This window comes from Halopseudomonas sp., from assembly GCF_036960865.1.
Taxonomy (GTDB): domain Bacteria; phylum Pseudomonadota; class Gammaproteobacteria; order Pseudomonadales; family Pseudomonadaceae; genus Halopseudomonas.
Window position 1 is genome coordinate 217,815 of sequence record NZ_JBALWE010000004.1, and the last position, 13,494, is coordinate 231,308.

Consider the following 13,494-nt stretch of genomic DNA (forward strand, 5'->3'; position numbering starts at 1 on the left):
GTATTTACATTTATCTATTTAAAGATTTGATTTTATTTTGTTTTTACTTGTACATCAGGGCTCAAATCAAATTGACCTGACCGATCTTATTCTCTAGAATTGCCGATCCCTTGAAAGGGCACTCTGCTCTGATGTGAATTACTCAGGTATTTGAAGATGAAAAGAACGTTCCAACCCAGCGTACTGAAGCGCAAGCGCAACCATGGTTTCCGTGCTCGTATGGCCACCAAAAATGGTCGTGCGGTTTTGGCCCGTCGTCGTGCCAAAGGCCGTCAGCGCCTGTCAGCTTAAGAACCGGCTGTCAGGTGGGTCTCGGATTCTCTCCTAAATACAGGCTATTGACGCCTGCTCAATTTAAGAGAGTATTCGATGGAGCCACCTGCAAAGCCTCAGGACCCAGCCTGCTGTTGCTTGCCAGAGAGAATGACCTGGCACACGCAAGGTTGGGTCTGGTTATTGCCAAGAAAAATGTTCGACGGGCAGTTGATCGGAACAAGGTCAAGCGTATCGCCCGTGAGTCGTTCCGCCAGCATCGCGCTGAGCTGGGCAACCTGGACATTGTCGTACTGGCCCGCAAGGGCGTAGGCGACCTGGACAATACTGCGCTGCATGACCTCTACCAAGGCATGTGGCGCAGGCTTATCAAGACCGCTGCGAAAAATCGCTCACGCACTTCTGGACCCCCGTCATCCCATGCGTAGTCTCGCGCTCGGACTGATCAAGGTTTACCGCTACGCTATCAGTCCACTGATGGCCAGTCATTGCCGTTTCTATCCCTCCTGTTCCTGCTACGCCCAGGAAGCCATTGAAGAACATGGCTTGCTCAAGGGTGCTGCACTGAGTGCCCGGCGCCTGGGGCGCTGTCACCCGTGGAATCCAGGCGGTTATGATCCTGTACCCCCTTCTGACAACCGATCTTCCCAGATGGCCAACAAACCATGAACATGCAACGAAATATCCTCATAGCTGCCTTGCTCGTGATTACCTATCTCATGGTGTTGCAGTGGAACAATGATTTCATGCAGCAGGATTTGCCGCCTGCTGCTGAAACCAGTGTTGCACCGATTGGCAATTCCGACCTGCCGACCGAAACTGCACCGCTGGCCAATGGGGATAACAGTGATGTGCCCCAGCCGATTGATGCCAATGGCGAGGCCAGCGTCAGTGCCGCTGATCTGCCGGCCAAGCAGAACGACAGCTTGATTCAGGTGGCCACTGACAGCCTGAACGTGACCATCAACCCGATTGGCGGTGACATCGTTTCGCTCTCGCTGCCCAAGTATCCGGCCCGCAAAGACCGCCCTGATCTGCCGTTCCAGTTGATGGAGCAGTCGAGTAACCGTCTGTATGTAGCCCAGAGTGGTCTGACTGGTCGCCAGGGTCCGGACAGCAGCCAGGGCCGTGCACGCTATACCAGCGAGCAGAGCAGCTATCAGTTGAGTGAAGGGCAGGACAGCCTCACCGTTGACCTGAAGACCAGCAACAACGGCGTCAATTTCATCAAGCGTTACACCTTCACCCGTGGTTCCTACCTGGTTGAGGTGGACTACCTGATCGACAACCAGAGCAGCGACGCCTGGTCCGGTAGCGCCTTTGGTCAGCTCAAGCGTGATGACAGTGGTGACCCGTCCAGCTCTACTGCGACCGGTATGGCGACCTTCCTGGGCGCCGCCTACTGGAGCGCTGACAGCTCCTACACCAAGATGAAGATGGGTGACCTGGACGACGAAAAGCTGAATGAAAAGGTCAACGGTGGCTGGATAGCCTGGCTGCAGCATTACTTCGTCGCTGCCTGGGTACCCGACGCCAACACCCAACACACCTTCAGCACGCTGAAGGACAGCAACGGCAACTACATCGTGCGCTTCACCAGCCCATCGGTCAGCGTAGCGCCCGGTGAGCAGTCCACCATCAAAACCCAGTTTTACGCCGGTCCCAAGATTCAGGATGATCTCAAGGCAATCTCGCCCGGTCTGGATCTGACCATCGACTATGGGTTCCTGTGGTGGATCGCCCAGCCGCTGTTTGTGGTACTGAGCTTTATCCACAGCTTTGTCGGTAACTGGGGTTGGAGCATCATCCTGCTGACCTGTTTGATCAAGCTGATCTTCTTCCCGCTCTCGGCTACCAGCTACCGCTCCATGGCCAACATGCGCCGTGTAGCACCCAAACTGCAGGCCCTGCGCGAACAGCACGGTGATGACCGTCAGAAAATGTCCCAGGGCATGATGGAGCTGTACAAGAAAGAGAAGATCAACCCGCTGGGTGGCTGTCTGCCGATTCTGGTACAGATGCCGGTGTTCATCTCGCTGTACTGGGTGTTGATGGAAAGCGTCGAGATTCGTCAGGCCGAATGGCTTGGCTGGATCACCGACCTGTCGCTGAAAGATCCCTACTTCATTCTGCCGATCATCATGGGCGCGACCATGTTCCTGCAGCAGCAGTTGAACCCGACGCCACCCGATCCGATGCAGGCCAAGGTGATGAAGATGCTGCCGATTGTCTTCACCTTCTTCTTCCTCTGGTTCCCGGCTGGTCTGGTGCTGTACTGGGTGGTCAACAACTGCCTGTCCATCGCGCAACAGTGGTACATTACTCGCCAGATCGAAAAGGGCGCAGCAGCCAAGAGCTGATCGCCCGCGGGCGGTAACAGACCCAGTTAAACGCCCCGTTTTCGGGGCGTTTTGCTTTCTGCCAGCCACCCCAGAATATCGCCAGGAGCAACCATGAATCAGCCCTACCACGCCGACACCATTGCCGCGCTGGCCACTGCGCCGGGGCGGGGTGGCGTCGGTATTATTCGGGTCTCCGGGCCAGCCGCATTGAGCATAGCCAAACAGATAGCCCGTCGTGAGCCGCAGCCAAGGCACGCACATTACGGCCCTTTCTGGTCGGGTGAACAGGCGCTGGATCAGGGCCTAACCCTGTTCTTCCCCGGTCCGCATTCCTTTACTGGTGAAGACGTGCTGGAGCTGCAGGGCCACGGCGGTCCAGTGGTCATGGACCTGCTGCTCAAGGCTTGTCTGGCCGCAGGTGCCCGCCAGGCCCGCCCAGGGGAGTTCAGTGAGCGCGCGTTTTTGAACGACAAGCTGGACCTGGCGCAGGCCGAGGCCATTGCCGACCTTATTGAGGCCAGTTCCGAGCAGGCCGCGCGCAATGCACTGAACTCCCTGCAAGGGGCGTTCTCCCAACGCGTTAACGCGCTGACCGAATCCCTGATTGCCCTGCGTATCTATGTGGAAGCCGCCATCGACTTCCCAGAGGAAGAAATCGATTTTCTTGCCGATGGTCACGTGCTTGCCCAACTGGAAGCAGTGCAGGCTGAACTGCGCCAGGTGCAGCGTCAGGCCGGACAGGGCGCGTTGCTACGCGACGGTATGACAGTGGTGATTGCCGGCCGGCCGAATGCCGGAAAATCCAGCCTGCTCAATGCGTTGGCCGGCCGCGATAGCGCCATCGTCACCGACATCGCCGGTACCACGCGGGATATCCTGCGCGAGCACATCCATCTGGATGGCATGCCACTGCACATCATCGATACTGCCGGGCTACGGGATACCGAAGACCAGGTGGAGCGGATCGGCGTGGAACGGGCCATGGCCGCGATCGCCGAGGCCGACCGCATCCTGCTGATGGTGGATGCCAGCCAGCCGGAGGCCTCAGACCCGGCGCAGCTCTGGCCCGAGTTTCTGGCGGTAAAACCCGACCCGGCCAAGGTCACGCTGATTTACAACAAGGTGGATATCACCGGCGACGCGGTGGGCGTCACCACCGCCGACGACGGCTCGGTCAGTCTGCGACTGTCAGCACGCCAGGGCGAAGGCGTCGAACTGCTGCGTGAGCACCTGAAAACCTGCATGGGCTTCGAGCAGACCGGCGAAAGTCTGTTCAGCGCCCGCCGGCGTCACCTGGATGCACTGGAAGAAGCTGCCCGGCAACTTGACCACGGTTACCAACAACTGACCCTGATGGGGGCCGGCGAACTGCTGGCCGAAGACTTGCGAATGGCCCAGCAGTCGCTTGGCAGTATCACCGGCGCCTTCAGTGCCGATGATTTGCTGGGACGCATTTTCTCCAGCTTCTGTATCGGCAAATAGCCGCTGCTAGCTGAACTGGCTGCGATTGCGATTGAGTAGCCAGACCAGTGACAGCATGACCGGCACCTCTACCAGCACACCGACCACAGTGGCCAGGGCTGCCCCCGAATGCAGACCAAACAGCGATATGGCCACGGCAACGGCCAACTCGAAAAAGTTGGAGGTGCCGATCAGGCAAGCCGGCGCTGCGACCGAGTGGGGTAGCCGCAGGCCGCGGGCAGCCACGTAGGTGATAAAAAAGATGCCGTAGGTTTGCAGCAGTAGCGGAATGGCTATCAACAGGATAATCAGGGGTTGAGCCAGGATGGTTTCCGCCTGAAAGCCGAACAGCAGTACCACGGTCGCCAGCAAGCCGACGATCGACCACGGCTTGAGCCGCGCCACAAAGGCGGCCAGCCGGGTGTGATCCTCGGCGCGATCCAAGCGCTGGCGGGTCAAGGCGCCGGCAATCAACGGCAACACCACATAGAGCCCGAGCGACAGGAGCAGGGTTTCCCAGGGCACCTGAATATCGCTGATGCCCAACAGCAGCGCGGTAATGGGGGCGAAGGCAAAGACCATAATCACATCGTTGATCGACACCTGCACCAGGGTGTAGTTGGGGTCACCCTTGGTCAGTTGGCTCCAGATAAACACCATGGCGGTACAGGGAGCCGCACCCAAAAGAATCATGCCGGCGATGTACTCGGTAGCCGATTGCGGATCGACCCAATCGGCAAACAGTACCCGGAAGAACAACCAGCCGATGACCGCCATGCTGAAGGGTTTGACCAGCCAGTTGATCACCAGTGTCAGCATCAATCCCTTGGGCTTCTTGCCGACGTCTTTCAGCGAGCTGAAGTCAATCTGCACCATCATCGGGTAGATCATCAGCCAGATGAGTACCGCCACCACCAGATTGACCTGGGCATACTCGATCGCCGCAAGGCTCGAAAACACGCCCGGCGCCAGGCTACCCAGCACAATACCGGCGACGATTCCCAGCCCCACCCAGAGCGAGAGATAACGTTCGAAAAGTCCCATAATCCCGGCTTCCTTAGAGCGAATCTTGATTGACGCGCTGCATGAGCTGTTCGGCGCTCTCCACCCGCTCCGAGTAACGATCAACCAGATACGCACTGTGGTCACGCGTGAGCAGGGTAAACTTCACCAGCTCCTCCAGCACATCGACAATGCGGTTGTAATAGCCCGACGGCCTCATTCGGTCCAGCTCGTCAAACTCCATGAACGCCTTGGCCACTGACGATTGATTGGGAATGGTCAACATGCGCATCCAGCGCCCCAGTACCCGCAATTGATTAACAGCGTTGAACGATTGTGAACCGCCGCTGACCTGCATCAACGCCAGGGTTTTGCCCTGGGTGGGACGCACCGCGCCCAGCGACAACGGAATCCAATCGATTTGCGTCTTCATGATTCCGGTCATTGCGCCGTGACGCTCCGGTGAGCACCACACCTGCCCTTCGGACCACATCACCAGCTCGCGCAGTTCCTGCACCTTGGGGTGCTGTTCGTCTTCGCTATCGGGCAGCGGCAAACCACGGGGATCAAAAATCTGCACCTCGGCACCCATATGCAGCAGCAACCGCGCGCATTCCTCGATAACCAGACGGCTGAAGGAGCGGCTGCGCAAGGAGCCGTACAACAGCAGAAAGCGTGGTTTATGACGGCTGGCCGCAGGGCTGAAGTGGGCGACGTCCGGCACGCGGAACTGCTGCTGATCCAGATTGGGCAAACTCAGGTCGGTCAGGTTCATGCTTTGGCTCCCGATGCCTGCAAAATGGCCTCAAACGGAATGCCGCAGCAACGATTGTGGGTGCAGATACAACGTATTTTCATGACATGGTCTCACAGCAGGATTAGCAGCGTCCGCGGTCTTCATTGAGAACAACAGACTCTTCAGACGGGTGCTCTCTGTCAGGCATCTGAGGAACCTCATTGGCGCAGTTGCGGCGTATCTCGGCCAATTCTTGAGTCATCGTATATATGAAATTTCAGATATAACCAAGCCTGCAGTTTATTTAACCGCCGGGTCGCGCGGCGGATTGACTGAGGCGCAGCGTACTGACTATAGCGGCCACCGCAGCGAAACTGCCTGCAGCAATCAGCGAAGCATGGGTACCGTTGTCGCTGAACAGGTTAAAAGCCAAGGCTACCAGCGCCGCACCTGTGGTTTGACCTACCAGCCGTGCGGTACTCAGCATACCGCTGGCCCCACCGCTACGCTGCATCGGCGCGGCGGTCAGAATGGTGTGATTGTTGGGTGACTGAAAGAGTCCGAAGCCGGCGCCACAGATCAGCATCCGCAACATGATCTCCAGATGGCTGGCCTGCTGCGGCAAGGCGGCGAGCAAAAACAGGCCGCTCGCGAATATCGTCAAGCCCACGCCCCCCAACAAGCCGGCATGCAACCGGTCGAGCAATCGCCCGGCAATGGGCGCCATAACCATGGTCGCCAAGGGCCAGGGCGTCATCAGTAGCCCGGTCTCAATTGCGCTGAGACCCAGGGTTTTCTGAAAGTAGAAGGGAATGGAGACCATGGCCATCATCTGTGCAATGAAGGAGCAGACCGAGGTGGCTATCGACAGCGAGAAAATCGGTATGCGCAGCAGATCCACCGGCAACAGCGGCAATGGCTGATCAAGCTGCCGCCTGACAAAAAACCAGCCCACCAGCAGCGCGCCAACCAGCGGAAAACCAATACTCCAGCCGGCATGACCCTGGGCGAACCCGGTCAGTGCCACGAAGAACAAGCCAAAGGTCACCGCGTTGAGCAGCGCACTTCCCTTGTCGAAACGTTGCGCGCGCGAGCCTTCGTTTGCCGGTAAAAACCGATACCCCATCACCAGGGCCAGCACACCAAAGGGTAGGTTGATGGCAAACAACCAGGGCCAGTCCGCTACCGCCAGTACGCCGGCAGCGACCGTAGGGCCAGCGGCTGCAGCCACCGCTACTATCAGGGTGTTGATAGCAACACCGCGGCCCAGCAGATGGGACGGGTAAATCAGCCGAGTCAGTGCGCCGTTGACGCTCATCACCGCTGCCGCACCTAGGCCCTGCAGCATGCGCGCCAGAGTCAGGGTCACCAGCGAATCACTCAGCGCGCAAAGCACCGACATGCTGGCAAACACACTGAGTCCGATCAGGTAAACCTTGCGGTAACTCCACAGATCTCCCAATGACGCCAGCGACAGCAGGCTCATGGTAATGACCAGCTGGTAGGCATTCACGATCCAGATGGAATTGGCTGCGCTGGTGCCCAGATCGTCGGCGATGGTCGGCAGCGCGACATTGGCTATCATGCCATCGAGCACTGCCATAGTGACGCCAAGCGCTATCGCGCAGATCGCGCCCAGGCGTTGCGGCATCGGCAGACCGTCGGCTTGCTGCATTACTCGAATAGCCCTTGCGAGATATTGCTTACCCAGGGCGTGGGGAAGCGTTCAGCACTGCAACATAGCACAGAATGCGGGCAGCTCTGTGGAGCCGCCACACAGCAGACAGTCGTCTCTGCCCGGTCCGTCAGGACCAGCCAAGTACCTGGTGCACAGGCGCTTCTCGCTGCAGCAGACAGCGCCCATCACGGATGGAGGCTAATACCGGTGTCTGGTTCAGCAGTACTTCATAAGGCGTAGTGCCATTAAGCACCATGCAGCGCGCCGGCAGCCCCGGCGCAATCCCGTACTCGGCGATGTTCAAGGCCGCGGCTCCATTGCTGGTAACTATCTCCAGCGCGGTCTCTATGCGCTCGATTCCTAGCATATGGCAGGCATGCAGGCCGACATCCAGGGTCCGCAGCAGATTGCCGTTGCCCATCGGATACCAGGGATCGCGGATCGAGTCTTGGCCGAAGCAGACCTTCAAACCGGCATCCAGCAGCTCGGGCACGCGGGTGATGCCACGCAGCTTGGGATAACCATCAAAGCGGCCCTGCAGATGCAGGTTCTCGGTGGGCAGGGCAACAAAACGCAGGTCGGCTTTCTGCAGCAGGCGGAACAGCTTGCTGCAGTAAGCATTGTTATAGGAATGCATGGCGCAGGTGTGGCTGGCGGTCACCCGGCTGCCGTAATCGCGGCTCAGCGCTTCGGCGGCCAGCACCTCGAGAAAGCGCGAGTTGGGGTCGTCGATTTCATCGCAGTGCACATCCACCAGGCAATCATTCGCCTCAGCCAACGCCATCAACAGCTTGACCGATTCCACGCCGTAATCCCGGGTGAACTCGAAATGCGGAATGCCACCGATCACGTCGGCGCCCAACTCCACGGCGCGGCGCATCAAGTCCTGCCCACCGGGGTAGGACAGAATACCTTCCTGCGGAAAGGCCACAATCTGCAGGTCAATATGCTCGCGCACCCGCTCGCGTACCTCGACCATGGCCTGCAGTGCGGTGAGCTCAGGGTCGGTGACGTCGACGTGGGTACGTACGTACTGGATACCGTGCGCGGCAAACAGCTTCAAGGTTTGCTCGGCGCGCTGAATCACATCCTCACGACTCAGTGTGGCTTTGCGTTCCGCCCAGCACTCGATGCCCTCGAAGAGCGTACCGCTGCGGTTCCAACGCGGCTCGCCAGCGGTCATCGCGGCATCCAGATGAATGTGCGGTTCAACAAAGGGCGGCAGTACCAGGTTGCCGGCGGCATCCAGCTGCTGCGCGGTAGCACTCAGGCTGTCCTGCTGCAGTTCGATGCTGCTGAAACGGCCAGCGCTCAGGTGCAAGGTATGTAGCCCGGGCTGGCCGCTGAGGCGGGCGTTGATGATGGCTTCAGGCTGTTGAATCATGGTGCTGTCTCCAGGCGGGCTGACGCGCGCGGCAATTCGGCCAAAAGCGCGTGCAGCAAAATCAGGGTGTGTTGGTCGGCGGCCTGCTGTGGGTCCAGACCGGTCAGACGAAAGAGTTTATCGAGTCGATAGCGCAGCGAATTGCGATGGCAGCCTAGCGCCTTGGCCGCCGCACTGAGATTGCCCTGATGCGCCAACCAGGCGCCGAGACTATCGAGCAGCGGCAACAACGCGGTTACCGGGCACTGAATAAAGGGTTGCAGAAAATCGGCCACTTCCGCGGGCGAGCCGAGTCGCTGCTGCAACCGCTCAGGTAGACTACCGGCCAGCAGCTCCTGTTGCCGTGCCTGCTCCTGCTCGCGCTGCACTATGGCACGGCCGATGGTCTCGGTCACCTGCACCATGGGCAGGGAATAGGGCTGCTCCAGCAGCGGCATGGCCAGTTGATCAGCCAGGCGCAGCAGCGCATTGGGTACCTGACCTATATAGGCATCGCCGGTCAGAATCACCAGGCCAGCGACTTCACTGGCGACCGCTTCATACAGCCGCTCGGTCAGACTGCTCTGGCTGTGATGTCGGCTGATGCCAGTGATGAACACCAGCTCGCCGCCCTTGACCCAGGGGCTGAACGAACGGTTCTCCGCCACGTAGGGCCAGCGCACCGGTCGCTGCGCCCCTGCCAGACCGGCGCGCAACTGCATGGCACTCAGCCCCGGCAATTGCGGAATGTCGTTACAACGTAGCGGCATGGCTCAGATACTGCTCAGGGAGCTGGCACGCCGCGCCTTGACGCCGGCCACCACGGTTTCCAGCAGGGCGTAGCTGAAGGCGGCAACCAGTACACCGACCAGAGGCGCGATCCAGGCTGAGGTGTAGGCTACGAACGAGCCGATGGCGTAAGCGCTCAAACCAATGAGGTTGAATGCCGGCAGCTGTGCACTGACCAGATCCGGATAGGTGCCGCGATAACGCACAAAGTAGTTGGCCATGATGACCCCGCCCACCGGCGGAATGAAGGTACCCAGCAGAATCAGAAAAGGAATCAGCCAATCGTACATGCCCAGCACCGCCAGCAGCGTGCCGATGGCAGCGCCGACCACAGTCACGGTCTTGCGTCGCCGGGTACGCAACAGATTGCAGCCGGCTACCGCGAAGTTGTAGACGGTGTTGTCCTGGGTGGTCCACAGGTTGAGAAACAGCATCAGGATACCCAAGGTCGCCAATCCCTGCGCCACCATGATGTCGACAATATCGGCCTGCTGGTAGACCAGTGCACCCAGGGCTCCGACCAGCGTCATCAAGCCATTGCCAAGGAAGAATGCTGCCAGTGTGGCCCATACCGCCGTCTTGCCCGAGCGGGCAAAGCGCGTCCAGTTGGTGGCTTGCGTGCCGCCACTGACAAAGGTACCAAACACCAGGGTGATGGCCGCGGCGATGCTCAGGTCGCTGGTCGGTGCGATGCTGGTCAAGCCAGCCAGGCCACCGGCATCGGAAGCAGCAATAAACATGCTGACGGCAATCAGTACCATCATCGCCGGCACCGCGACCCGCGACAGCAGTTCCAGACCTTTATAGCCGACGAAGGCCGTGACACAAAAACCGAAGCCAAAGAGCACCATCAACGGCAGGGTGGCGCCTTCCGGCAAACCGGTCATTTTTACCAGCAACAGCGCCATGGTTGCGGTACCCCAGGCGTACCAGCCAATCTGGGTAAAGCCGAGAATGAAGTCGGACAACTTGCTGCCCAGTTCGCCGAAGGCGTAGCGGCTCATTAATGCCGTGTTCAAGCCCGAGCGCGCCGCGATGTAACCCAGCACGGCGGCATAGGCGCCCAGCAGTAGGTTGCCGATCAGCAACACCCACAACAGGGTGCCGAAATCGAAGGCCGTGCCGACAGTGCCGCCGGCCCACATGGTGGCGGTAAAGAAGGTAAAGCCGAGTAGCACCAGGCCCATGGACCACAGGCTCTTTCTGGCGGTTTCAGGTACTGCGCTGAGCGGATAATCCTGCTCCTGCGCAGCGCTGGTGGTATCTGTCATTGTGGCGTTCTCCTGTCATCGCATGCATTTGCAGCCCAGCGCTAATGCGCTTGCAGCCGCCGGTTCAGTGAATCGAAGCGAATTTTGCAATGCCTGTGCCACAGGGCGAGTTTTCTCTTCTTGGCAAACAGCGGCAGCTCATATCTTTGTGCAAATTGCACAAATCATCCAGTCGTGTGCGCCAATTTGAGGCCGTTGCCTGCTAGCAGAGCGCCGTGATGTGCTACCTGCGCACCACTCAAACAGCAATTAAGTGATGAATTTCACGCCAATCAACCCGATGAGCCCTGTGGAAAACCCCGCCTAAGCCAGGTCCATAACCCTGTGGGTAAGCTGCGGCGAAACCCACCTGTGGATAACAGACCTACTTATACACAGGAACAGAACCCTACTACCCACCCCTGCAGTACCGCTTCCTAACAGGCTTGTGCTTCTCGCAATGCTATGATCAATAAAGAGTTTTTTGGCTTACCCACAGAAAACCGGCTACTCATTAGTAGTAACTACATTAAGCTTTATATAATTCTTTTTCTTTTATTCTATTTCTGTATTCCTGTTCGACCTCCGGCAAAAGGCCTGTACAAAAAATGCTCAGTAGCAGCTGCATTTTTTTCTCCCTGAGCCTATAATCAGCCCCTTTTTCCGACGCCAGGCAAAACCTGAGCAACGAGGTGTTACGTGGATTTTCCAAGTCGCTTTGACGTCATCGTGGTCGGCGGTGGGCATGCCGGTACCGAAGCTGCCCTGGCCGCTGCGCGTATGGGCGTTAAAATCCTGCTGCTGAGCCATAACGTCGAAACGCTGGGTCAGATGAGCTGCAACCCCGCCATTGGCGGCATCGGCAAGAGCCATCTGGTCAAGGAAATCGACGCCCTTGGTGGCGCCATGGCGATAGCGACCGACAAGGCCGGCATCCAGTTTCGTGTGCTCAACAGCCGCAAGGGCCCGGCGGTACGCGCCACCCGGGCGCAGGCTGACCGCGTGCTGTACAAAGCGGCTATTCGCGAGATTCTGGAGAACCAGCCCAATCTGTGGATTTTCCAGCAGGCCTGCGACGACCTGATCGTTGAACAGGGTGAAGCCAAAGGCGTAGTGACCCAGATGGGCCTGCGTTTTCTCGCCGACAACGTGGTACTGACCACGGGGACCTTTCTCGGTGGCCTGATTCACATTGGGCTGGATAACTACTCCGGCGGCCGCGCCGGTGATCCGCCGGCCATCGCCCTGGCCAAACGCCTGCGCGAGTTGCCGCTGCGCGTTGATCGCCTGAAAACCGGGACGCCGCCGCGCATCGATGGCCGTAGTGTGGATTTCAGCAAGATGACCGCGCAGCCCGGTGATACCCCGATCCCGGTCATGTCGTTCATGGGTAACGCGCAGCAGCATCCGGCCCAGGTGAACTGCTGGATTACCTACACCAACGAGCGTACCCACGAGATCATCCGCAACAACCTGGATCGCTCGCCCATGTACACCGGCGTGATCGAAGGGGTGGGCCCACGCTATTGCCCGTCGATCGAAGACAAGATTCATCGTTTTGCCGACAAGAACCAGCATCAGGTGTTCATCGAGCCGGAAGGCCTGACCACCCACGAGCTGTATCCCAACGGTATCTCCACCTCGCTGCCATTCGACGTTCAGCTGCAGATCGTGCAGTCGATTGTCGGTATGGAAAACGCGCATATCCTACGGCCCGGTTACGCCATCGAATACGATTATTTCAACCCGCAGGATCTGAAGTACTCGTTGGAAACCAAGGTGATTGGCGGGTTGTTCTTTGCCGGCCAGATCAACGGCACCACCGGCTACGAAGAAGCCGCGGCGCAGGGCCTGTTGGCCGGCCTGAACGCGGCGCGGCGCGCCCAGGGTCAGGAAGCCTGGTGCCCACGCCGTGATGAGGCCTACATCGGCGTGCTGGTGGATGACCTGATCACCATGGGTACCCGCGAGCCCTATCGCATGTTCACCTCACGTGCCGAGTATCGCCTGGTGCTGCGTGAAGACAACGCCGATCTGCGCCTGACCCCCAAGGGCCGCGAACTGGGCCTGGTCGACGATGCCCGCTGGGCGGTGTTCAATACCAAGCGCGAGGCCATCGAGCAGGAAACCCAGCGCCTGCGCAGTACCTGGGTGCAGCCGGCCAGTGACATCGGCAAGGCCTACAGCGCGCGTTACAACACGCCGCTCACCCACGAGTACAACCTGCTCGACCTGCTGCGCCGCCCGGAAGTGGACTATCAGGCGTTGACCGAACTGACCGGTGCCGTGGAGATTCCGCTGGATGCCGCTGAACAGGTCGAGATTCATACCAAGTACGCCGGTTACATCGAGCGTCAGCAGGAAGAAATCGACCGTCTGCGCCAACACGAACAGACCGCCCTGCCGCTGGATCTGGACTACAGCGCACTCAACGGTTTATCCAACGAAATTCGCCACAAACTGGCTGATGTGCGCCCGCAAACACTCGGCCAGGCGTCGCGGATTCCGGGCGTAACCCCGGCCGCCGTCAGCCTGCTGCTGATTCATCTGAAAAAACGCAATGCCCTGGGTGGCAGCAAACTGGCCCAGGAGGCATAACA

General features: G+C 59.1%; 12 protein-coding genes. 6 read left to right on the forward strand and 6 right to left on the reverse strand.

From position 1 onward, the window contains the following. Positions 1–156 precede the first annotated feature (156 nt). The 5 genes from rpmH (at position 157) to mnmE (ending at position 4,097) form a co-directional block, all read left to right on the forward strand. The gene (rpmH, locus tag V7747_RS07375; RefSeq protein ID WP_092286972.1) at positions 157–291 is read left to right on the forward strand and encodes a 50S ribosomal protein L34; all 135 of its coding nucleotides are present in this window, start codon (positions 157–159) and stop codon (positions 289–291) included. A 14-nt stretch (positions 292–305) separates the two neighbouring features. Further along, positions 306–701: a ribonuclease P protein component gene (gene rnpA, locus V7747_RS07380; RefSeq protein ID WP_335615408.1), complete on the forward strand. Its 396-nt coding sequence runs from the start codon at positions 306–308 to the stop codon at positions 699–701. Next, a complete protein-coding gene (gene yidD, locus V7747_RS07385; protein ID WP_092286976.1) occupies positions 694–942 on the forward strand; it encodes a membrane protein insertion efficiency factor YidD in 249 nt (82 codons plus the stop codon). The genes rnpA and yidD overlap by 8 nt, the downstream gene beginning before the upstream one ends. Beyond that, positions 939–2,633 carry a membrane protein insertase YidC gene (gene yidC, locus V7747_RS07390; protein WP_335615409.1) on the forward strand — a complete coding sequence of 565 codons (1,695 nt, stop codon included), beginning with the start codon at positions 939–941 and terminating at the stop codon, positions 2,631–2,633. Before yidD ends, yidC begins: the two co-directional genes overlap by 4 nt. 93 nt (positions 2,634–2,726) lie before the next feature. Next, positions 2,727–4,097 carry a tRNA uridine-5-carboxymethylaminomethyl(34) synthesis GTPase MnmE gene (gene mnmE / locus V7747_RS07395; RefSeq protein WP_335615410.1) on the forward strand — a complete coding sequence of 457 codons (1,371 nt, stop codon included), beginning with the start codon at positions 2,727–2,729 and terminating at the stop codon, positions 4,095–4,097. A gap of 6 nt (positions 4,098–4,103) precedes the next feature. Here the strand turns inward: mnmE and arsB are convergent, their stop codons facing one another. The 6 genes from arsB to codB all read right to left on the reverse strand — a co-directional run bounded on the left by arsB (position 4,104) and on the right by codB (position 10,915). Continuing rightward, positions 4,104–5,120, reverse strand: a complete 1,017-nt coding sequence (arsB, locus tag V7747_RS07400; RefSeq protein ID WP_335615411.1) for an ACR3 family arsenite efflux transporter — start codon at positions 5,118–5,120, stop codon at positions 4,104–4,106. Between the two features lie 13 nt (positions 5,121–5,133). Then, the gene (gene arsH, locus V7747_RS07405; RefSeq protein ID WP_335615412.1) at positions 5,134–5,853 is read right to left on the reverse strand and encodes an arsenical resistance protein ArsH; all 720 of its coding nucleotides are present in this window, start codon (positions 5,851–5,853) and stop codon (positions 5,134–5,136) included. Positions 5,854–6,118: 265 nt separating this feature from the next. Further along, entirely contained in the window at positions 6,119–7,489 is a 1,371-nt protein-coding gene (locus tag V7747_RS07410; RefSeq protein ID WP_335615413.1) for an MFS transporter, read from the reverse strand. A 130-nt stretch (positions 7,490–7,619) separates the two neighbouring features. After that, positions 7,620–8,876 carry a cytosine deaminase gene (gene codA / locus V7747_RS07415; RefSeq protein ID WP_335615414.1) on the reverse strand — a complete coding sequence of 419 codons (1,257 nt, stop codon included), beginning with the start codon at positions 8,874–8,876 and terminating at the stop codon, positions 7,620–7,622. Next, positions 8,873–9,625: a PucR family transcriptional regulator gene (locus V7747_RS07420; RefSeq protein ID WP_335615415.1), complete on the reverse strand. Its 753-nt coding sequence runs from the start codon at positions 9,623–9,625 to the stop codon at positions 8,873–8,875. Before V7747_RS07420 ends, codA begins: the two co-directional genes overlap by 4 nt. A 3-nt stretch (positions 9,626–9,628) precedes the next feature. Next, a complete protein-coding gene (codB, locus tag V7747_RS07425) occupies positions 9,629–10,915 on the reverse strand; it encodes a cytosine permease (RefSeq protein WP_335615416.1) in 1,287 nt (428 codons plus the stop codon). 678 nt (positions 10,916–11,593) lie between these two features. Here codB and mnmG point away from each other — a divergent pair. Further along, positions 11,594–13,492: a tRNA uridine-5-carboxymethylaminomethyl(34) synthesis enzyme MnmG gene (gene mnmG, locus V7747_RS07430; protein ID WP_335615417.1), complete on the forward strand. Its 1,899-nt coding sequence runs from the start codon at positions 11,594–11,596 to the stop codon at positions 13,490–13,492. The last annotated feature ends 2 nt before the right edge of the window (positions 13,493–13,494 follow it).